Below are 19992 nucleotides of genomic sequence, written 5' to 3'. Positions count from 1 at the left end.
GGCTACCTCAGGACCGCGCGCTGCACGTGGGCGAACACCCAGGTCAGCAGCGGATACATCGCGATCGTGGTCAGCGTCTGGAAGACCATGGGTTCGGGCGACAGCAGCACCCCAGTCGCCACCATGGTCAGGCCCCAGTGCAGGGCCATCGCCACCAGCGCCACGATGGCGAACACGGCCCACAGCACCGAAAAACTCCGCGAGACGAAGAACCGCCGCTGGCCCGCGATGGCGGCGTGCACCAGCAGCAGCACGATGATTCCCACCCCGAGCGGCGCCCCCGCCAGCAGGTCGTAGAACAGCCCGACGGCGAACACGGCCGGCCCGGGCATGAGGTCCGGCCGGTGCGCTGCCCAGTAGAACACCGCCACCAGGGTCAGCCAGGGCATCACCGGCCCCAGGTGGGGGACGTGCATGGGCATGCGCGCCAGGATCACCGTCACCAGGGTCAGCAACACCGGGGCGATCTGGCGCGCGACGAGATCCAGGTTCTGCCAGACCGTCAGCTTCACCGCGGAGTCCCTTGCGCCACCGCCGCTTCCGCCGAGGGGGCCGCATCCGTCATCAGCGCATCCGCCTGGGCGTGGTCCGCCACGCGCAGGTATTCCATGCGATGCCAGTCCACGAAGGGCTGAACGCGCACGCCCGATTCCGGCGTCTCGACAACCTTCCCCACGGGCACGCCCGGCGGGAAGACGCCACCATCACCCGACGTGACCACGCGCTGGCCGGGGGCCACCTCCGCCTGGTCCGCGAGGTAGGTGAGCTTGGGGCGCTCCGTGTTGTCGCCGGCCAGGACGGCGCGCACGCGCGTGCGCTGGATGACCACTGGAATGCGCGAGTTGATGTCGGTGATGAGCAGCACGCGCGCGCTGTTGCGGCCGACCTCCACGACGCGGCCGGCGAGCCCGTCCGGTGCCAGGGCCGCCTGCCCCACGGTCACGCCGTGCTGCTGCCCGGCGTTCACCAGAACGGAGCGCACGAAAGCGCCGCCGCTGTCGCCGATCACGCGGGCGGTGACGTACTGCGTGTCCGGCGCGTTCGGCACCTTGAGCATGCGCTGAAGCGCCGCGTTGTCGGCGCGCAGCTCGTGCGCGACGGCCCTCCAGTGTTGCAGCCGCTCGTTTTCGCGGCGCAGGGCGGCGTTTTCCGCCCGCAGTTCCGCCAGGCTCTCCACGCTGTGGATGACGTCGGCGGTGGTGGCGACGGGACGCGAGGCGACGTCCAGAAACGGCGCCACAAGGTCGGTGACGGCGGTGCGCAACTCACTGACGACCGGGGTGTCCGAGCGGCCCATGAGGGTGAGGGCGAAGGCGGCGCCCACCAGCAGCACGAACGCGAACCGTTGGGTCCACGCCTTCAGCGGCGTTGCCAATCGGACCAGGGGACCCCTCACGCCGCGCCTCCAGGTTCACGCGCCCGGCCGGCGCCGGGCACGGCCGCATTCCGTACCAATCAATCGTGGTACGACATCGTAAACAAAATCCAAACGACTGGGAATCCCGGAGACTTCCACAGGGTTTGGGTCAAGATCGTTCGCTTTCTTCATGACGACTCGTCGCCGCCCGCCCCGGCGGGGGTTAATACATCGAGATCAGGACGTTTTTCAGCGTCTTCATCTCTTCCAGGCAGCGCCCCGTGCCCATCGCCACGCAGGACAGCGCCTCGTCGGCGATCATGACCGGCAGCCCCGTGGAGGCGCGCAGCACATGGTCGAGGTTGCCCAAAAGCGCCCCGCCGCCGGTGAGGACGATGCCCTTGTCCACGATGTCCGCCGCCAGCTCGGGAGCGGAGTGTTCCAGGGCCACCTTCACGGCTTCGACGATCGCGCCCACGGGTTCGGCGAGCGACTCCGCGATCTGACGCTCCGAGATCACCAGCTCCTTGGGCACGCCGTTCATCAGGTCGCGGCCCTTGATCTCCAGCGTGCGCCCCTCCTCGCCGTTCTCCGGCGGGCACGCGGAGCCGATCTGCTTCTTGATGTGCTCGGCCGAGCCCTCACCGACCAGCAGGTTGTGGTGGCGGCGGATGAAGGCGATGATCGCCTCGTCCATCTTGTCGCCGCCCACGCGCACCGAGCGCGAATAGACGATCCCGCCGAGCGAGAGCACCGCGACCTCGGTGGTGCCGCCGCCCACGTCGACGATCATCGAGCCCGCCGGCTCGGTCACGGGCAGCCCGGCGCCGATGGCGGCGGCCATGGGCTCCTCGATCAGGAAGACGCGGCGCGCGCCGGCGGCCTCCGCCGACTCCTGAATGGCGCGGCGCTCGACGGCCGTGGACCCCGAGGGCACGCACACGATGCACTGCGGCGAGGCGAAGCTGCGCCGGTTATGCACCTTGCGGATGAAGTGCTTGATCATCTCCTCGGCGATCTCGAAGTCCGCGATGACGCCGTCGCGCAACGGGCGGATCGCCTGGATGTTGCCGGGCGTGCGCCCGAGCATCATCTTCGCCTCGTCGCCGACCGCCAGCACCTGCTTGCGCCCCTTGCGCTCGGCGATGGCGACGACGGACGGCTCGTTGAGCACGATGCCGCGCCCCTGGACGTAGACCAGGGTGTTCGCCGTGCCCAGGTCGATGGCCATGTCGGCGGAAAGCATGCCCAGAAGGCGGGAGAACATCGCGGCCGAGCCCTTTCGAGATGGCGTGGTTAACGCGCTTGGTGCCACGCGTTCACACGGCGGGCAACGCAGCCGTCCCCGCCGGGCACACGCCGCACCACGACACCCCGCTTGGGATAGCCACCACCAAAGGGGATTTCAAGAACGCCCACGCCGGCGTGCGTTGCCGCCAGGGTGTATTGCCCGCCGCATTGGGCGCCAAGCCGTTGACCTGCAGGGACGAATCAAAATCGCACCGGGAAGCCGGCCCGGCGCCGGGCCGGCTTCCCGGTCCGAAACGGCATCACGCCACGGAGGACGCGGCCGCGGCCTGCTGCTCCGGCGTGGCGGCCTTTTCGCGCTTCACCAGCAGCTTGTTGAGCGCGTTGACGTAGGCGCGGGCCGAGGCGACCAGGGTGTCGTAGTCCGCGCCCTGGCCGTTGACGGTCATGCCGCCCTCGTTCAGGCGGACGGTGACCTCGGCCTGGGCGTCCGTGCCCTCGGTGACGGCGTGGACCTGGTAGAGTTCCAGCGCCGCGTCGTGCGGCCAGATCGCCTGGACGGCGTTGAAGGTCGCGTCCACCGGGCCGTTGCCGGTAACGCTCGTGCTTGTGCGCTCGCCGTCGACCTCCAGCGTCAACTCCGCCGTCTGCGGCTGATCGCTGCCGCAGTGGATGCCCAGCGAGACGAAGCGGATGCGGTCGTTGTGGCGCAGCACCGCGTCGTCCACCAGCGCGATCAGGTCCTCGTCGAAGACCTCCTTCTTGTGGTCGGCGAGGTCCTTGAAGCGCTTGAAGGCGTCGTTCAGCTCCTTGTCGTCCAGCTCGAAGCCCAGCTCCTGCAGCTTGGACTTGAAGGCGTGCTTGCCGGAGTGCTTGCCCATGACCAGCGTGGAGCGCGTCAGGCCAACGGACTCCGGCGTCATGATCTCGTAGGTCTGGGCGTTCTTCAGCATCCCGTCCTGGTGGATGCCCGATTCGTGCGCGAAGGCGTTCTTGCCCACGATCGCCTTGTTGGGCTGGACGGTGAAGCCGGTGATGCCGGAGACGAGGCGCGAGGCGCGCGTGATGTAGTGGCTGTCCACGCCGGTGTGGAAGGGCAGCACGTCCCGGCGCGTCTGCAGCGCCATCACGATCTCTTCCAGCGCCGCGTTGCCCGCGCGCTCGCCGATGCCGTTGATCGTGCACTCGACCTGCCGGGCGCCCGCGCGCACCGCCGCCAGGGAGTTGGCGACCGCCAGCCCCAGGTCGTTGTGGCAGTGCACCGAGATCGTGGCCCGATCCATGTTGGGCACGCGGTTGCGCAGATCCTGGATCAACTCAAAGAACTCGGCCGGGACGGTGTAGCCGACGGTGTCGGGAATGTTGATCGTGGTCGCGCCCGCCTTTACCGCGGCTTCCACCACGCGGCACAGGAAGTCGCGGTCGGTGCGCGTGCCGTCCTCGGGGGAGAACTCGACGTTGTCGCAGAGCTTGCGCGCGTGAGTGACCGCCTCGACGGCGTTCTCGTAGACCTGCTCGGGCTCCATGCGCAGCTTGTACTGCATGTGGAGCGGCGAGGTGCTCAGGAAGGTGTGGATGCGCGGGCGGTTGGCGTGCTGCACGGCCTCCCAGGCGCGGTCGATGTCGCTCGGGCGCGCGCGGGCCAGCCCGGCGACGCGGGCGGTCCGGCAAGTGCGCGCGATCTCGCGCACGGCCTCGAAGTCGCCCACGGAGGACGCCGGGAAGCCGGCCTCGATGACGTCCACGCCCATCTCGTCGAGAACGCGCGCCACCGACAGCTTTTCTTCCTGGTTCATCGAGCAGCCGGGCGACTGCTCGCCGTCGCGCAGCGTCGTGTCGAAAATCGTCACACGGCCGTCGTCGCCGGCCTGAACGGCCCGGACGTCACCGCCGCTGTGCTGATCGCTCGTCATGATGCTCTCCGCCTCCAGCCGAAAAAGGGTTGTGTCGTGAACGGCGGGGTGCCGTCCCGTCTCCCCCTGAACGCCCGCACCCCCGTCAGCGCGGCGGCGTTCAGGGGCCCATAAGGCGGAGGCGCAGGTTCCCGAGACGGCGGCTGCCGAGCACACCGCACCCGGAAACCGGCCGGGCCTTGGTGTTCGCCTGTGTGCTCGCGTCCGTCATCACGGGCATCCGGTCCGCGTGGTTCACGAAGCTCGAAGGTCCGTCACGGCCCACCGTCGGGCGCACATCGCTCCGGCGGGCGGTTCACCTCATCCGTATGTATCGCATCGCGGGCGGTGCGACAACACACCCGCCGTTTGCGGCCCCAGGATCGTGCCGGCGGGCGGTGCCGCTTTCGAGCACCCCCGGCCGAACAATTGTGCCCCCGCCCGCGCGGGGCCGAAGCTTGCTGCACCGCACTCCGGCGTAGGGAGACCGCGAGCATGCTGTGTGTGATGGCGACCCGGATCGACCCCGAGAGCTTCGACAAGCCCGCCGATCTGGAAGACCTGGAAAAGCGCGCGATGGACGCGATCCGCCGCCACTGCCCGGATGTGACCTGGAAGATGAGCTTCGCCGTGCTGGGGCCCTACGACTACATCGACGTCTTCGAGGCCCCGGACATCGCGACGGCGCAGCACGTCTCCGCGCTCATCCGCTGCCACGGCCGCGCGCATTCCGAGATCTGGCCGGCGACCACCTGGAAAGACTTCGAGCAGCTGATCGCCGGGCAGTCCTGACGGCGCCGCCGGCCGGACCTCAGACGAGCACCATGCCGTCGTTCTGCGTGTCGGCATCCTCCTCGGCCGCCGTGTCCTCGGGGCCGAGCAGGATCTCGTTGTGCGCGGCACCCGCCGGGATCATGGGGAAGCAGTTCTCCACCTGATCGACGCAGCAGTCCACGATCACCGGGCCCGGCGTGTCGATCATCTGCTGGATGACGTCGTCCACCTCGCCCGGCTTGGTGGCGCGCAGCCCCGTGGCGCCATAGGCCTCCGCCAGCTTGACGAAGTCCGGCAGACTCTCGGTGTAGCTCTGCGAGTAGCGCTCGCCGTGCAGCAGCTCCTGCCACTGCCGGACCATCCCCATCCACTGGTTGTTCACGATGAAGATCTTCACCGGCAGGCCGTACTGCACCAGCGTCGACATCTCCTGCATGTTCATCAGGATCGACGCCTCGCCGGCCACGTCCACCACCAGCGCGTCGGGGTTGGCGACCTGCGTGCCCACCGCGGCGGGCAGGCCGTAGCCCATCGTCCCCAGGCCGCCGGACGTCATCCAGCGGTTGGGCTTGTTGAAGGTGATGTACTGGGCCGCCCACATCTGGTGCTGGCCCACCTCGGTGGTGATGTAGACGTCGTCGCGCGTCTCGGTGAGCTTCGCCAGGCGGTCGATGGCGTACTGCGGCTTGATGACGTCGCCGAGCTGCTCGTACTTGAGGCATTCGACGCTGCGCCAGTCGCCGATCAGCTTCCACCAAGCGCTCAGCGCCTCCTGGTCGATTTCGTGACCGCCCTCGCGCCACAGGCGCAGCATCTCGCTCAGCACCTCGCGCACGTCGCCGACGATGGGCACGTCCACGACGACGTTCTTGTTGATCGAACTGGGATCGATGTCGATCTGGATCTTCTTCGAATAGGGCGCGAAGGCCGAGACCTTGCCGGTCACGCGGTCGTCGAAGCGCGCGCCGATGGCCAGCATGACGTCGCAGTCGTGCATGGCCATGTTGGCCTCGTAGGTGCCGTGCATGCCGAGCATGCCCAGGAACTGCGGGTCCGTGCCGGGATAGGCGCCCAGGCCCATGACGGTGTTGGTGATGGGCGCGCCCGTGGCGCGCGCGAAGGCGGTCAGCAGCTCCGCGGCCTCCGGCCCCGAATTGATGACGCCGCCGCCGGTGTAGATGATCGGGCGCTTGGCGTTCGCCAGCAGCTCCACGGCCTGCGCGATGGCGCCGGCATCCCCGCGCGTCTGCGGGTTGTAGGTGCGGTGGCGCACCTCCCCGCGCGGCACGTAGGTGCCCTGCGCCTGGAGCACGTCCTTGGGCAGGTCGACCACGACAGGCCCAGGCCGCCCGGAGCGCGCGACGTGGAAGGCCTCGTGCATGATGCGCGGCAGATCCGCGATCGACTTCACGAGGTAGTTGTGCTTCGTGCAGGGCCGCGTGATGCCGGTGGTGTCCGCCTCCTGAAAGGCATCGTTGCCGATCAGGTGCGTCGGCACCTGCCCCGTCAGGCAGACCACCGGGATGGAATCCATCATCGCGTCGGTCAGGCCGGTGACGGCGTTGGTCGCCCCGGGCCCGGAGGTGACCAGCGCCACGCCAACCTGGTTGCTGGAACGCGCATAGCCCTCGGCCGCGTGCACCGCGCCCTGCTCGTGCCGGACCAGGATGTGGTGGAGCTTCTCGACCTCATAGAGCGCGTCGTAGATGGGCAGGACAGCGCCGCCCGGGTAGCCGAAGATGGCTTCCACGCCCTGCTCCTCCAGGGCCTTCAGCACCATCTGGGCGCCGGTCATGCTTTCGTCCGTCATGGCTGTCCTGTCCCTATCGTGATCCGTGTCGCTCGTGAGCCAAACGGTGAATGCCGCACCGCAGTACGGGCGTCGCCGGCAGATGAGCACGCAACGTGCCGCCGGGGCAAGCGTGAATGCTGCGCCGCACCGCACGCTCCCGTCGTGACAGCCGCGCACGCACCGCTTTCCCCCCGATGTGGCGGGCGACGGTACGGGGTCAAGGTTCCCCGGTCAACACGAACCGGCGAATTTTCGCCAAGACGTGGGTCATATGACTTTCCGAAAATTGCTCTTGAACGCGGACAATCTTGCAAAAATCTTGCGGGCTCTGGTTGCGCAGCCAGGTGAGCTGGCGCTTGGCATACTTCCGCGTGTCGCGTTTCGCCGCGGCGGCCGCGGCGTCCAGATCGATTTCGCCGCGCACGTGGCGCAGCAGCGGCGGGACGCCCACGGCGCGCATCGCGGGCAGCGTGGGATCCAGGTTGCGGGCGGCGAGCGCGCGCACCTCCTCGACCGCGCCCGCGGCCAGCATGGCGTCGAAACGCGCGTCGGCGGCCGCGTCCACGTCCGCTTTCGGCGGCACCGAGAGGACGCCCAGCGTGTCGTAGGGGGCCGCGCCCGCGTCGGGCAGCGCCTGATAGGCGGCCAGCGAGCGCCCCGTCGCGCGCACGACCTCCAGCGCGCGGGCGACGCGCTGGCTGTCGTTGACGTCCAGCCGCGCGGCCATCCGCGGGTCTTCAGCCGTCAGCTCGGCGTGCAGCTGCGGCGGCGGCACCGCTTGCTGGCGCGCGCGCACGGCCGCGCGGATGTCGGCGGGCACGTCCGGGATGGGGGCGATCCCGCGCGTGAGGGCGCGCAGGTACAGGCCCGTGCCGCCCACGACGATGGGCAGGCGGCCGTGGGCGTGCGCGCTCGCGATCTCGCGCAGGGCGAGTTCGCGCCAAGCTTCCGCCGAACAGGGGCGCGCGGCGTCGCGCACGCCGTAAAGCCGGTGCGGCGCGCGGGCCATCTCGGCGGCCGTCGGCGCGGCGGTGAGCACCGGCACCTCGCGGTAGATCTGCATGGAGTCCGCGTTGATGACCGTGCCGCCGAGCGCCTCCGCCACGGCGAGCGCAAGGCCGGACTTGCCGCTGGCGGTGGGGCCGGTGACGGCGACCACTGGCTTGCGCGCGGGAATGGCTGCGCTGACCTCGCGATCCATGCCGCTGCATTACGGACCGCCGGGCGCCGCCTGCAAGCCCCTGAGCGGCACGACCCGACGGACGGGCCCAAAACCCCACAGGAAACGCGGGTGTCACAGGGATTCGCTCGCAGGGGCCGCGCGTGCATGCTAAACAGGCAGGGTTAACAAGCGGGGTCGTCCGGGGCGGCTGTCGTTAACCCGGACGGCCGGGATGGGGCGGCGGCTGGCGCGGCCGCCCGCAACCGTTGCAGATGAGGTCTGCCATGCGCCACGAACCCTCCCCCGTAGAAATCGGGGATCGCATCCGCCGTCAACGCAGCGAAGCGCAGCTCTCCGCCTCGGAAGTGGCGCGGCGCACGGGCGTCACGCGGGAAACCCTGGCCGCCTGGGAAAGCGGCCAGAGCGCGCCGCGCGCGAACAAGCTGGTGACCCTCGCCGACGCGCTGGGCGTGGATGTCGGCTGGGTGCTCGGCAACGGCGACGCGGAAGGCACCGCGCCGACCGCGGACGACCCCGTGGCGGCCCTGCGCGAAGAGGTGGCGCAGGCGCGCGCCTTGACGGCGGACCTGGCCTCGCGCCTGGATGGCCTGCGCGGCCGCCTGGACGCGCTGGACGAGGACGAGGGCTAGCCCCACCTCGCTCGACGCCCTCGCGCGGCCGGCAGCCGCGCGCCGGCCCGCCGCGCCCGGGATCAGCGAGCCGCCGTCACCATGCACGTCGAGCCCAAGCCGCTTTCGGCCTACCCCTGGTACCTGCGCCCCTTCTTCTGGAACCAGAAGCGCACGTACGGGGCCGTGCTGGAGCCGGCGCTGCTGTGGGCGCGCTCGCCCAAGGTGTTCGCCGCCGTGGCGCTGCTCTACGGCGCGTTCGAGCGCCGAAAAAGCCCGCTCGATCCCGCCCTGCGGGCGCTCGTCACGGTGCTTGTGTCGCAGATCAACCACTGCGCCTTCTGCGTCGACATCAATTCCAAAACGCTCAACAAGCGCGGCGTCGACTGGGCCAAGATCGACGCCCTGCCGAGCTGGCGGGAAAGCAACGCCTTCGACGCGCGCGAACGCGCGGTGCTCGCCTACACCGAGGCGGTTACCCACACCGACGGGCGCGTGAGCGAGGAGATGATGCAGGCCCTGAAGCAGCACTTCGACGACGACGCGCTCACCGAGCTGACGGGGCTGATCGCCTTCCAGAACATGTCCAGCAAATTCAACAGCGCGCTCGACGTGCCGCCGCAGGGCTTCTGCAAGCTGCCCGGGCAGTAACCCGGGCACGGCGCCGCCCGGGCCGGCTTCGTCCATCACCCGGGGATGCACGAGCCGGCAGCCGTGCCTATATCCGGCGTGGCTGCGATGGGCGCGCCGGGCGGCGACTGGTACACAGGCACGACCGAGACGCGCACCCCGACCCGATGGAGGAGACGATGACGCTGCGTATCAACGACATCGCGCCGGACTTCGAGGCGCAGACGACCGAGGGCCCGATCCGCTTCCACGAGTGGATCGGCGACAACTGGGCGATCCTGTTCTCCCACCCGAAGGACTTCACGCCGGTGTGCACCACCGAGCTGGGCGCCGCCGCCAAGCTCAAGCCCGAGTTCGACAAGCGCGGCGTGAAGATGCTCGGCCTGAGCGTCGACCCCGTCGACAGCCACAAGCAGTGGGCCCAGGACATCGAGGACGTCACGGGCAACGCGCCCAACTACCCGATCATCGGCGACAGCGACCTGAAGGTCGCCAAGCTCTACGGCATGCTCCCGGCCGACGCCGGCGAGAGCTCCGAGGGCCGCACCCCTGTGGACAACCTGACGGTGCGCTACGTCGTGGTCGTCGGCCCGGACAAGAAGGTGAAGCTGATCCTCACCTACCCCATGAGCACGGGCCGCAACTTCGCCGAGATCCTGCGCGCCATCGATTCGCTGCAGCTCACGGCCGAGCACGCCGTCGCCACGCCGGCCGACTGGCAGCAGGGGGAGGACGTGATCATCGCGCCCAGCGTCTCCAACGATGATGCGCAGAAGAAGTATCCGGACGGCTGGAAGACGCTGAAGCCCTACCTGCGCGTCATTCCGCAGCCGAATGCGTAACAGCGGCGACCGGCCCGGCGGGTGCGCGGCCCGCCGGGCCGTTTTGCGCCGGCGCGCACGCTTACATCAGCGTCCAGGACTTGTTGGTGATTTTCCAGCCCGCGCCCTGCTGGACCAGCGTGAAGACGTCCAGGGCGTCGCGCCCCAGAAACCCGGTTTCGCGGCACTTCACCAGCGCGATGGGCTCGTGGATCTCGATCTCCTCGACCCGCATGCCGTGGTCCCGCCCGGTACCACCCGGCGCCAGATCGTTTTCCACCCAGGACAGCAGCCGGGAAACCGGTCCGGTGAGCATGGAATCGCCCATTGGCCCACAAAGATTCGCGTCGTCGTGAAATGCGATTTTTAACAACCCGGGATCGGCATGGCGCATGCCATTGAGATAGGCGTAGAGCGTCGCCTCAATGGATTCCCGGTTTCGGGCGTTCGACATGGCTACCTCCTGGGTTTGAAAAAACCCAAAACCCCTCGAATTCATCGAGCGTACCGGGCGAATCGGCGCGCGCGCCACCACTTCACACGCTTGTCACAGGGCGCAGGCGTCGTGCCACGCCGGGACCCCGGCGCTCCGCGCAGCCTGCCAGCGGGCGGCGGCCGTCCCATGCCTCTTTCCCTGCTCCCGGCGCCGTGCCATGGCTCTTTCCGTGCGCCCCGCACCGTGCCATGGCTCTTTCCGTGCGCCCCGCGCCGTTCCATGGCTCTTTCCGTGCGCCCCGCGCCGTGCCATGTCCGGATCGATGAGCGCCGACGCCCCGCCGACCGACCTACCCCAACCGCTCGCCGACTGGTTCGCCGGCCGCGGCTGGCAGCCGCATCCCCATCAATGGGCCATGCTGGCAACGGCGGCCCAGGGTCGCTCCGCGCTGCTGACCGCGCCCACGGGCGGCGGCAAGACGCTCGCCGGCTTCCTGCCCACGCTGGCGGAGCTGATCGCGCAGCCCCGCGACGGGCTGCACACCCTCTACGTCGCGCCGCTGAAGGCGCTGACGCAGGACATCCACCGCAACCTCACCGACCCCGTGGCGGAGATGACCGCGCCCGTTAGCCTGGAAACGCGCACGGGCGACACGCCGCAGAGCAAGCGCCAGCGCCAGCGCCGCCAGCCGCCCAACATCCTGCTGACGACGCCGGAATCCCTGGCGCTGATGCTGTCTTACCCGGACGCGGGCGAGGTCTTCGCCGGCCTGCGCTCGGTCGTGATCGACGAGCTGCACGCGCTCGCCGGCACCAAGCGCGGCGACCTGCTGGCGCTCGATCTGGCGCGGCTGGACCGCCTGGCGCCGGGCGTGCGGCGCGTGGGGCTCTCGGCCACGGTGGCGCAACCCGACACGCTGGCGGCCTGGCTCTCGGCGAGCGGTGAAGACGACGGCCGCGTGGCCCGCATCGACGGTGGCGAAGGGCCGAAACCCGAGATCGAGATCCTGACCACGCGCGAATACCTGCCGTGGGCGGGCCACATGGCCGTGCACGCCCTCGGCGAGGTCTACGAGCGCATCCGCGCCGCCACGACCGCGCTGGTCTTCGTCAACACGCGCGCGCAGGCGGAAATCGTCTTTCAGGAGCTGTGGCGGCTGAACGAGGACGCGCTGCCCATCGCGCTCCACCACGGCTCGCTGGCGATCGAACAGCGCCGCAAGGTGGAAGCCGCCATGGCGCGCGGGGAGCTGCGCGGGGTGGTCGCCACCTCCTCGCTCGACCTCGGGATCGACTGGGGCGCCATCGACCTCGTGGTCCAGATCGGCGCGCCCAAGGGCGTCTCGCGCCTGCTCCAGCGCATCGGCCGCGCCAACCACCGCCTGGACGCGCCCAGCCGCGCGCTCCTGGTGCCCGCCAACCGCTTCGAGGTGCTGGAGTGCCGCGCCGCCGTGGACGCCATCCGCCACGGCACCCTGGACGGCGAACCGGCCAGGGCCGGCGGGCTGGACGTGCTCGCCCAGCACATCCTGGGCATGGCCTGCGCCGGGCCGGTGGACCCGGACGAGCTCTACCACGAGGTCCGCCACGCCCAGCCCTACCGCGACCTCGCACGCGAGGACTTCGACGACTGCTTCGCCTTCGTGGACCACGGCGGCTACGCGCTCAAGAGCTACCGGCGCTATCGCCGCCTGCAGCACGACGAACAGGGGCGTTACCGCGTCACCAGCATCCCCGACGCGCAGCGCTACCGCCTCAACGTGGGCACGATCGTGGAGGCGCCGACGCTCGCGGTGCAGCTGCGCAAGGGCCGCACGCTCGGCGAGGTCGAGGAGTTCTTCGCCCAGCACCTCACGGCCGGCGACACCTTCATCTTCGGCGGCGAGATGCTGCGCTTCGAGCGCATCGTCGGGCTGACGTGCGAGGTGACGCGCGCGAAGGGCCCCGACGCGCCCAAGGTGCCCGCCTACATCGGCGGCAAGCTGCCGCTGTCCACACACCTGGCCGAGCGCGTGCGCGGCATCCTGGAAGACCGCCGGGAATGGCGCGACCTGCCCGACCCCGTGGCCGAATGGCTGGGCATCCAGCGCTGGCGCTCCGCCGTGCCGGGGCGCGAGGGGCTGCTGGTGGAGACCTTCCCGCGCAACGAGGTCCACTACCTCGTCGCCTACTGCTTCGAGGGCCGCAACGCCCACCAGACGCTCGGCATGCTGCTCACCCGCCGCATGGAGCGCATGGGCCTGCAGCCGCTGGGCTTCGTCGGCACGGACTACGTGCTCGGGGTGTGGAGCGCCAAGCCGCTCGACACCGCCCACATCGAGGCGCTGTTCGAGCAGGACATCCTGGGCGACGACCTGGAGGAGTGGATGGCGGAGTCCTCGCTGCTGCGCCGCACCTTCCGCAACGTCGGCCTCGTCGCGGGCCTCATCGACCGCCAGGTGCCCGGCCGCGAGAAGTCCGGCAAGCAGGTCACCTTCTCGTCCGAGCTGATCTACGACGTGCTGCGCAAGCACGAGCCCGGCCACGTGCTGCTGCGCGCCACGCGCCAGGAGGCCGCCGCCGGCTTGACCGACGTGGCGCGGCTGGACCAGATGCTCGCCCGCGTTCAGGGCAAGCTGCGGGTCCACCACCTGCCGCGCATCTCGCCGCTGGCCGTGCCCGTGCTATTGGAGATCGGCCGCGAGCAGGTGCACGGCGAGGCCGTGGACGCGCTGCTGGAAGAAAGCGCCGACGACCTCATCGCCGAGGCCACCGCGCCCGAGCTGGATCAGGCGAGCCTGCCGCTGGATTGACGATCGAAAAGACGGCGTGCTTGATCGCATTTGTCAAGCGAACAGACGCCGTCCAAGCGCGATGGGGGCGGCACTCTCGGGAAATGTGGCCATCCGAACCGTCACCTTCTCCTTCAGGCGGACAGGCGAGCTTTGCTCGCCTCGCACGCCCCAGGCGCGCAAGATCGATGAGGCTCCAGCTTCATCGGGATGAGGCGGTGACGGTGAAGCGTGCGACAAACATGGAAGGTGTTCCGCGCAATGCCCGAGGGTGATTATACCCAGTGACGCACCTTGGCACGCAGCGCACGACACGCCTTACCGATTGCGGCTGTCGGGTGACAGCGTATATGCTGTCCAAATGGCCGACATCGTTCTCGATACGAACGTGGTGGTGGCGGGTCTGCGCGCTGGGGGCGGGCGATCGCGCGAGGTTCTGCGGCGCGCGATCGACGGTCGCGATGTGCCCCTTTTCGGCACCACCCTATGGTTGGAATACGAAGCGGTCCTCTCCCGTCAGGACATGGACACCGGGACCACGCGAGCGGAACGAGAGGCCGTGTTGGCAGCGCTGGCAGCCGCGGGCCGGTGGGTGCACATCTTCTATCGCTGGCGGCCCAACCTGCCGGATGAAGCCGACAACCATCTGGTTGAGCTGGCGATGGCTGGCACCGCCTCGTACATCGTGACTTGGAACGTGCGGGATGTGGGCGGCGGCGATCTCCATGTCCCCAATGTCCATGTCCGCACACCACGAACGTACCTGGAGGCAGTCTCATGAGCACCCTGACGATCCGGCTGCCCGACGACACAGCCGCCCGCTTGAAAGCCCTGGCCCAAAGCCGCGGGATCAGCGTCAACAAGCTGTTCGAAGAGTTGAGCACCCAGGCCATCACAGCGTGGGACGTGGAGAACCGCTTCCGGGCCATGGCGTCTCAAGGCGACCGGGATGCGGCCTTGGCCGTGCTCGATCGCCTCGACCGGGACGACGAGGGGTAACCGCATCAAGCGCGTGCCGCCGCTGAGCGGCCGCATAGGGGCGATCAAACATCCCATCCGTCAAGCGATCGGACGCAAACATGGCATGTTTGATCGCCTTCGTCAGCTGACCGGACGCCGTCCAAACGCGATGGGGGCGGCTGTCTGGGAATCGTTGCCATCCGTACCGTCACCGCCTCCCCCCGCCCGGCGACGGGGGTCGCCGGGCGGCCATCTCCCGGCGGGAGAGGGTTGGCGCGACGCGACGTTTCGCCAACCACCACCTTCTCCTTCAGGAGAAAGGGCGGGATTGGCGAAGCGGGATTCGCCGCGTATCAATCGCGCTTCGAGGCCCCCACCGCCGTGGCGACGGGAGGCACTTGCCCCACCCCGGCGCCGACGCGCGGTGAAGCGCCGCCGCATGCCCCGCGCCGCCAGTGGGAAGCGGGACCGCTCGACAAGGCCGGCCGTCTCGACAAGACCGCGCATGAGGAGACGATCGCCCGTGCGAGCGCAGGACGCGCCCACCGCCGAGCAGCCAACGATCCGCCTGAACGGCGTCGCGCTGCAGCCCGATCCGGCGGGCGTGCTGCTGTGGCCGGCCCGGCGCACGCTCATCGTCGCCGACCTGCATCTGGAAAAGGGCAGCAATTACACCCGCCACGGCGCCGGCCCCCTGCCGCCCCACGACAGCACGGCAACCCTGGACCGCTTGGCCGCGGCGCTCGACCGGCACCGCCCCGACACCGTGATCTGCCTGGGCGATTCCTTTCACGACCCCGGCGGGCCGCAGCGGCTGGACGCGGCTGAGGGCGAGCGGCTGCGCGCGCTGACGGCGCGGGCCCACTGGATCTGGATCGCGGGCAACCACGACCCCGACCCGAGCCCCGCCTTCGGCGGCGAGGTCATGCAGGAGCATTGCGCGGGCGGCCTGGTGTTCCGCCACATCGCGCGCACCGACGCGCTGCCTGCGGGCGAGGTCTCCGGACACTACCACCCCAAGGCCAAGGTGCGCGTGCGCGGGCGCACGCTCCGGCGGTCCTGTTTCGTTCACGACGGCCGCCGCCTCGTGCTCCCGGCGTTCGGTGCCTACACGGGGGGGTTGAACGTGCGCGATCCGGCTTTTCAAAGCCTGTTCGCGGCCCGGTTCCGGGTCCACGTCCTGGGCACGCAAAGCGTGTACGGCTTTTCGGGCGACCGCCTCTTGTCGTGAGCGGCGACGACGCCATCGTCCCCGCGGGTGGGTCGGAAGGATGCCGGGCGACACCGCTCGAGGGTGGGGTGTGGGGTTGGGGGAACGACCGGCGCCGCCCGGCGCACGGGACGGAGTTTTATCGGGAAGTGAGGAGGCCTAGCCGAGGCGAGACGCCCTCCCGATGGGACGAACTCCATCCCATGTTCAGAACACCTAGTCCGAATTTGCCCTGTCATACAATGCGACACAAGATCGCAAAGGCTTCAACGGGCTGTCACATCGGCGTGAGCGTATCGGCGTTCGCGTGAGTTATCAACCCCCCGAAAGGGAAACACAATCATGGGATGTGATTGCCCCACTTTGATGTGGTTTCGATCGGACCTCCGGGTGGCGGACAACCCCGCGCTGGCGGCGGCCATCGACCACGGGCACCCGGTGGTGCCGCTGTTCGTGCTGGACGAGGAGACGCCCGGCGCGCACGCCCCCGGCGGCGCCGCGCGGTGGTGGCTGCACCAGTCCCTGCGCGCGCTGGCCGATGCGCTGGACCGCCTCGGTGCGCCGCTGGTCCTTCGGCGCGGGCCGGCGGAAACGGTCGTGCCGGCCGTGGCGGCGGCGGTGGGCGCCGGGGCCGTGCACTGGAACCGCCTCTACGAGCCCTGGGCCAACGACCGCGACGCCCGCATCAAGGCGGACCTGCGCGCCCGCGGCGTGCACGCGGAAAGCCACAACGGGCGGCTGCTGGCCGAGCCCTGGGGCATCAAGACGGGCGCGGACGCGCCCTACAAGGTGTTTACGCCCTACTGGAAGGCGTTCCGCGCGCGCCCGGAACCCGAAGCGCCCTTGCCCGCGCCCGAACGCGTCCCCGGCGGCGTCACGGCGGACAGCGAGACCCTCGACGCCTGGGGGCTGACGCCGACGGCGCCCGACTGGGCGCATGGCCTGCGCGCCGCCTGGACACCGGGCGAAGCCGGCGCCCACGCGCGCCTGAACGCCTTTCTGGAAACCAGCCTCGCCGGCTATCCCGAGTTGCGCAACCGGCCCGACACAGCGGGCACCAGCCGCCTGTCGCCGCACCTGCACTGGGGCGAGGTGTCGCCGCGCCAGGTCTGGGCCGCGACGCGCGCCCGCATGGCGGCCGAGCCCGGGGTGGAGTCCGCCGGCTGGGATTTTCTGCGCGAGCTGGTGTGGCGGGAGTTCTCGTATCACCTGCTCTACTGGTGGCCCGAGATCCCGGAAACCACCTGGAAATCGCAATTCCGCGCCTTCCCCTGGCGCGACGATGCGGACGCCTACGCCGCCTGGACGGCGGGACGCACCGGATACCCCGTGGTCGACGCCGGGATGCGCGAGCTGTGGGCCACGGGCTGGATGCACAACCGCGTGCGCATGATCGTCGGCTCCTTCCTGGTGAAGGACCTGCTGCTGCCGTGGCAGTGGGGCGAGCGCTGGTTCTGGGACACGCTCGTGGACGCCGACCTCGCCAACAATTCGGCCTCGTGGCAGTGGGTCGCCGGCTGCGGCGCCGACGCGGCGCCCTACTTCCGCATCTTCAATCCGGTCACGCAGGGGCAGAAGTTCGACCCCGAGGGCGGCTACGTGCGCACCTGGGTGCCGGAGCTGGCGCGGATGCCGGCGAAGCACATCCACGCCCCCTGGCAGGCGCCGCCCCAGGTGCTGACGGGGGCGGGGGTCCGGCTCGGCGAAACCTACCCCCACCCCGTCGTGGACCACAGCGCCGCCCGCAAGCGCGCCCTGGCCGCGTTCGAGACGATCAAGGGGGGCTGACGCTCACCCGTTGCGCACTTCCTTGAGGAAGCCGTCGACCTTGGTGGACAGCGTGTCGGCCTGCCGGGACAGGCTGGACGCCGCGGACAGCAGGTCGTTGGACGCCGTGCCGGCCTGACTGGCGGTGTCGCCGATGTCGCCGAGCTGCGTGGAGACGTCCTGAACGCCGGTCGAGGCTTCCTCGACGTTGCGCGAGATCTCCCGCGTCGAGGAGGTCTGCTCCTCCACCGCCGAGGCGATCGAGGAGGCCGCCTCGTCGATCTCGCGCATGTTGTCGGCCACCGCCTCGATCACGCTGACCGCCTCGCTGGTCTCGTTCTGCACCGTCTTGATGCGCTCGGAGATGTCCTCGGTCGCCTTCTGTGTCTGGTTGGCGAGCGACTTCACCTCGTCCGCCACGACGGCGAAGCCCTTGCCGGCCTCGCCGGCGCGCGCCGCCTCGATGGTCGCGTTGAGGGCGAGCAGGTTGGTCTTCTCGGCGATGTCCTGGATCTGCTGGATGACGCCGCCGATCTGGTCCGCCGCCTGGGCCAGGGATTGCACCTGCTCGCGCGCGCCGTCGGCGCGCTGCCGCGCGGCCCGCGCCGTCTCGGACTGCTGGTTGATGCGCGATCCGACCTCGTCGATGGAGTTCGTGAGCTGCTGCGCCGCCGAGGCCACGGTCTGCACGTTGCTGGATGCCTGCTCGGCGGAGGAGCCGACCGCCTGCACGCGCTCGCTCGTGGTGGAGGCCGAGTTGGACATCGTTTCGGCCGTGCCCTGAAGCTGCTGGGCGGAGCTGCTGACCTGCTGCACGATCTCGCCCACCTCGCGCTCGAAGCGCTGGGCCAGTTCGTTCATCGCCTGCTTGCGCTCTTCCTGGGCCTGACGTTCCTTCTCTTCATTTTCGCGCTTCAGGCGGTCGGACTCTTCCGCCTGCTCGCGGAAAACCTCGACCGCCTGCGCCATCTGCCCGGTTTCGTCGCGCCGCCGCGTGCCGGCCACGGTGAAGCCGTGGTTGCCCCGGGCCAGATCGCTCATCTGGTCGCGCAGGCGCGTCAAGGGGCGCGTGATGCTGCGGCTGACGAGCACGGCCAGCACCGCCCCAACCAGCAGCATGCCGGCCGTCAGGCCAATCAGCCGCCAGACCAGCGAATCCCGCTCGGCCATGCTGTCGCCGAGAAACTTCTTCGCCATGTTGCGGGCGAACTGGAGCAGCTTATCCACCGAGTCATAGGCGGCCTGGAAAGTCTCGCGCCCTTGTCCGGCGTACAGCTTGCGCGCCTGCTCCCGGTTGCCGTTGTCCAGCGCGCTCAGCGTGCGCTCGACGACGTCCCGATACGCCTGCACGGTGTTTTCGATGCGCGAGATGTCCTGCTTCTCGCCCAGGTAGCGGGCGTGCAGCGTGTCGATGGCCGCGGCGATCTGCTTGCGGTCCTCGGCCACGCGCTCGCGCACGGCCTCGCGGTCCGCGTCCACGTCGCCCGCCGTGAGCACCAGCATCGCGTCGCTGGTGCTGAGCAGCGCCGTGCGCAGGTTCCCCAGCGCATTGCTGACTTTGAAGGGATGGTCGTAAAGGTTTTTGGTCGCCTGCGCGGTGTTGTTGACGCCGCGCACGCCCAACCAAGTCGCGACGACGGCCAACGCCGCCAAGAGAACGATGATCGAGGCGATCTTGTTGCCAATGCGCACATTGGCAAGCCGCTCGCGGACACCAGCCATATTTTCCTCCCGGACCGGAAACACGCCACGCGCGCCGCAACTCCTGCGGCAGCTCGACACCCGATCCGAGACTGGCGCGAAAAGGTTTCGTATATCTTAATACGAATTTTATTCATCCAAAAGCGGTCTGAGATTATCAAATGGCGATCACCATCGCACTGATGCAACCGGAGCGATCGGAAAGCAACCAAATCAGTATCGCATCACGACATGCCAATTTACTCCGGCTAAGACATTTGACGACATTGGTTGAACATCGCCGCGCGAAGGTGACCGCACGACACCCCCGATGCTTCCCGCGCGAGCGGCCGGCTGTGCGCGGTGCGGCGGTTCTTTTGCGATTCCGCGCCCGCATCCGCATGCTACCGCCTCGGCGCGGACCACGGACGGAGACCACCATGCGAGGCTTGGCACAGCTCATCGCCGCCGCCGCGATCAGCGCGGCCTTCGCCGGCCCCGCCAAGGCCGGCGGCATCGGCTTGGTGCTGGACACGCTGGAAGACGACCGCCGCGGCTGCCGGCTGGTGTTCGCGCTGTCCAACCGGACTGGCCACGGCTTCAAGGCCTACGGCCTGACCCTGACGGTGCTCGACGACGGGGGCGGTGTCCTGCGGCGCCTGCCCGCCCGAACGCGCGGGATGCCCGCGGGCGTGCTCACCGCAACCAGCTTCGTCGCCCACGACGTCCCCTGCGACACGATCGCGGCCGTGCGCCTGGACGGCATCTTCGCCTGCCGCACGGCCGACGGTGCCGAGCCGGATTGCATCGCGCTCACCGCGCCGTCGTCCCACGCGCGCGTGCCGTTCAGTCGGTGAGCCACAG

17 protein-coding genes and 1 pseudogene are annotated in these 19992 nt (G+C 69.5%); 10 read left to right on the top strand and 8 right to left on the bottom strand.

The features are described from left to right. Positions 1–2: 2 nt before the first annotated feature. From mreD to BLQ43_RS00375, 4 genes are all read right to left on the bottom strand, one after another. Positions 3–512, bottom strand: a complete 510-nt coding sequence (mreD, locus tag BLQ43_RS00390; protein WP_090018147.1) for a rod shape-determining protein MreD — start codon at positions 510–512, stop codon at positions 3–5. Beyond that, positions 509–1396: a rod shape-determining protein MreC gene (mreC, locus tag BLQ43_RS00385; RefSeq protein ID WP_090018146.1), complete on the bottom strand. Its 888-nt coding sequence runs from the start codon at positions 1394–1396 to the stop codon at positions 509–511. Before mreC ends, mreD begins: the two co-directional genes overlap by 4 nt. 184 nt (positions 1397–1580) lie before the next feature. Then, on the bottom strand, positions 1581–2624 hold the full coding sequence (locus BLQ43_RS00380; protein WP_090018145.1) for a rod shape-determining protein: 1044 nt from the start codon (positions 2622–2624) through the stop codon (positions 1581–1583). 283 nt (positions 2625–2907) lie between these two features. Further along, positions 2908–4518 carry a 2-isopropylmalate synthase gene (locus BLQ43_RS00375; protein ID WP_090018144.1) on the bottom strand — a complete coding sequence of 537 codons (1611 nt, stop codon included), beginning with the start codon at positions 4516–4518 and terminating at the stop codon, positions 2908–2910. A 474-nt stretch (positions 4519–4992) separates the two neighbouring features. Between BLQ43_RS00375 and BLQ43_RS00370 the strand changes: the two genes are divergently transcribed. After that, on the top strand, positions 4993–5289 hold the full coding sequence (locus BLQ43_RS00370) for a GYD domain-containing protein (protein WP_090018143.1): 297 nt from the start codon (positions 4993–4995) through the stop codon (positions 5287–5289). 19 nt (positions 5290–5308) lie between these two features. On the opposite strand, the gene BLQ43_RS00365 is transcribed toward BLQ43_RS00370, so the two are convergent. Further along, complete coding sequence (locus BLQ43_RS00365) at positions 5309–7081, bottom strand: acetolactate synthase 3 large subunit (RefSeq protein WP_090018142.1); 1773 nt, start codon at positions 7079–7081, stop codon at positions 5309–5311. Positions 7082–7280: 199 nt separating this feature from the next. Then, positions 7281–8264 (bottom strand): tRNA (adenosine(37)-N6)-dimethylallyltransferase MiaA, encoded by a 984-nt coding sequence (gene miaA / locus BLQ43_RS00360; RefSeq protein ID WP_090018141.1) that lies wholly within the window; start codon positions 8262–8264, stop codon positions 7281–7283. A 245-nt stretch (positions 8265–8509) separates the two neighbouring features. Between miaA and BLQ43_RS00355 the strand changes: the two genes are divergently transcribed. The 3 genes from BLQ43_RS00355 (at position 8510) to BLQ43_RS00345 (ending at position 10326) form a co-directional block, all read left to right on the top strand. Further along, positions 8510–8875 carry a helix-turn-helix domain-containing protein gene (locus tag BLQ43_RS00355; RefSeq protein WP_176758444.1) on the top strand — a complete coding sequence of 122 codons (366 nt, stop codon included), beginning with the start codon at positions 8510–8512 and terminating at the stop codon, positions 8873–8875. Between the two features lie 81 nt (positions 8876–8956). Then, on the top strand, positions 8957–9505 hold the full coding sequence (locus BLQ43_RS00350) for a carboxymuconolactone decarboxylase family protein (RefSeq protein ID WP_090018139.1): 549 nt from the start codon (positions 8957–8959) through the stop codon (positions 9503–9505). A gap of 158 nt (positions 9506–9663) precedes the next feature. Further along, positions 9664–10326, top strand: coding sequence for a peroxiredoxin (locus BLQ43_RS00345; RefSeq protein WP_090018619.1), 663 nt, complete (start codon positions 9664–9666; stop codon positions 10324–10326). Positions 10327–10387: 61 nt separating this feature from the next. Here BLQ43_RS00345 and BLQ43_RS00340 read toward each other — a convergent pair whose 3' ends face one another. After that, a complete protein-coding gene (locus tag BLQ43_RS00340; RefSeq protein WP_176758443.1) occupies positions 10388–10759 on the bottom strand; it encodes a nuclear transport factor 2 family protein in 372 nt (123 codons plus the stop codon). 304 nt (positions 10760–11063) lie between these two features. Between BLQ43_RS00340 and BLQ43_RS00335 the strand changes: the two genes are divergently transcribed. The 5 genes from BLQ43_RS00335 to BLQ43_RS00315 all read left to right on the top strand — a co-directional run bounded on the left by BLQ43_RS00335 (position 11064) and on the right by BLQ43_RS00315 (position 17469). Continuing rightward, the gene (locus BLQ43_RS00335) at positions 11064–13532 is read left to right on the top strand and encodes a ligase-associated DNA damage response DEXH box helicase (protein ID WP_090018137.1); all 2469 of its coding nucleotides are present in this window, start codon (positions 11064–11066) and stop codon (positions 13530–13532) included. A 340-nt stretch (positions 13533–13872) separates the two neighbouring features. Beyond that, positions 13873–14292 carry a putative toxin-antitoxin system toxin component, PIN family gene (locus tag BLQ43_RS00330; protein ID WP_090018136.1) on the top strand — a complete coding sequence of 140 codons (420 nt, stop codon included), beginning with the start codon at positions 13873–13875 and terminating at the stop codon, positions 14290–14292. Continuing rightward, a complete protein-coding gene (locus tag BLQ43_RS00325; protein WP_090018135.1) occupies positions 14289–14510 on the top strand; it encodes a ribbon-helix-helix protein, CopG family in 222 nt (73 codons plus the stop codon). Before BLQ43_RS00330 ends, BLQ43_RS00325 begins: the two co-directional genes overlap by 4 nt. Before the next feature lie 484 nt (positions 14511–14994). Next, a complete protein-coding gene (gene pdeM, locus BLQ43_RS00320; RefSeq protein WP_245659391.1) occupies positions 14995–15702 on the top strand; it encodes a ligase-associated DNA damage response endonuclease PdeM in 708 nt (235 codons plus the stop codon). Between the two features lie 321 nt (positions 15703–16023). Next, positions 16024–17469 carry a cryptochrome/photolyase family protein gene (locus tag BLQ43_RS00315; protein WP_090018133.1) on the top strand — a complete coding sequence of 482 codons (1446 nt, stop codon included), beginning with the start codon at positions 16024–16026 and terminating at the stop codon, positions 17467–17469. Between the two features lie 3 nt (positions 17470–17472). On the opposite strand, the pseudogene BLQ43_RS00310 reads toward BLQ43_RS00315, so the two are convergent. Then, positions 17473–19134 (bottom strand): annotated as a pseudogene (locus tag BLQ43_RS00310) (methyl-accepting chemotaxis protein); the annotation flags it as partial. A gap of 434 nt (positions 19135–19568) precedes the next feature. Between BLQ43_RS00310 and BLQ43_RS00305 the strand changes: the two are divergent. Then, positions 19569–19985, top strand: coding sequence for a hypothetical protein (locus BLQ43_RS00305; protein ID WP_143006093.1), 417 nt, complete (start codon positions 19569–19571; stop codon positions 19983–19985). The last annotated feature ends 7 nt before the right edge of the window (positions 19986–19992 follow it).

Source organism: Limimonas halophila (assembly GCF_900100655.1).
Taxonomy (GTDB): Bacteria; Pseudomonadota; Alphaproteobacteria; order Kiloniellales; family Rhodovibrionaceae; genus Limimonas; species Limimonas halophila.
Note: the sequence above shows the minus strand (reverse complement) of the source record. Positions and strands in the feature narration are given on the sequence as shown.

What these genes read in the sequence shown, in the direction of transcription:
- BLQ43_RS00380 (WP_090018145.1), bottom strand. Translation starts at nt 2,624, where the DNA reads ATGTTCTCCCGCCTTCTGGGCATGCTTTCCGCCGACATGGCCATCGAC.
- BLQ43_RS00375 (WP_090018144.1), bottom strand. Translation starts at nt 4,518, where the DNA reads ATGACGAGCGATCAGCACAGCGGCGGTGACGTCCGGGCCGTTCAGGCC.
- BLQ43_RS00370 (WP_090018143.1), top strand. Translation starts at nt 4,993, where the DNA reads ATGCTGTGTGTGATGGCGACCCGGATCGACCCCGAGAGCTTCGACAAG.
- BLQ43_RS00365 (WP_090018142.1), bottom strand. Translation starts at nt 7,081, where the DNA reads ATGACGGACGAAAGCATGACCGGCGCCCAGATGGTGCTGAAGGCCCTG.
- miaA (WP_090018141.1), bottom strand. Translation starts at nt 8,264, where the DNA reads ATGGATCGCGAGGTCAGCGCAGCCATTCCCGCGCGCAAGCCAGTGGTC.
- BLQ43_RS00355 (WP_176758444.1), top strand. Translation starts at nt 8,510, where the DNA reads ATGCGCCACGAACCCTCCCCCGTAGAAATCGGGGATCGCATCCGCCGT.
- BLQ43_RS00350 (WP_090018139.1), top strand. Translation starts at nt 8,957, where the DNA reads ATGCACGTCGAGCCCAAGCCGCTTTCGGCCTACCCCTGGTACCTGCGC.
- BLQ43_RS00345 (WP_090018619.1), top strand. Translation starts at nt 9,664, where the DNA reads ATGACGCTGCGTATCAACGACATCGCGCCGGACTTCGAGGCGCAGACG.
- BLQ43_RS00340 (WP_176758443.1), bottom strand. Translation starts at nt 10,759, where the DNA reads ATGTCGAACGCCCGAAACCGGGAATCCATTGAGGCGACGCTCTACGCC.
- BLQ43_RS00335 (WP_090018137.1), top strand. Translation starts at nt 11,064, where the DNA reads ATGAGCGCCGACGCCCCGCCGACCGACCTACCCCAACCGCTCGCCGAC.
- BLQ43_RS00330 (WP_090018136.1), top strand. Translation starts at nt 13,873, where the DNA reads ATGGCCGACATCGTTCTCGATACGAACGTGGTGGTGGCGGGTCTGCGC.
- BLQ43_RS00325 (WP_090018135.1), top strand. Translation starts at nt 14,289, where the DNA reads ATGAGCACCCTGACGATCCGGCTGCCCGACGACACAGCCGCCCGCTTG.
- BLQ43_RS00315 (WP_090018133.1), top strand. Translation starts at nt 16,024, where the DNA reads ATGGGATGTGATTGCCCCACTTTGATGTGGTTTCGATCGGACCTCCGG.
- BLQ43_RS00305 (WP_143006093.1), top strand. Translation starts at nt 19,569, where the DNA reads ATGCGAGGCTTGGCACAGCTCATCGCCGCCGCCGCGATCAGCGCGGCC.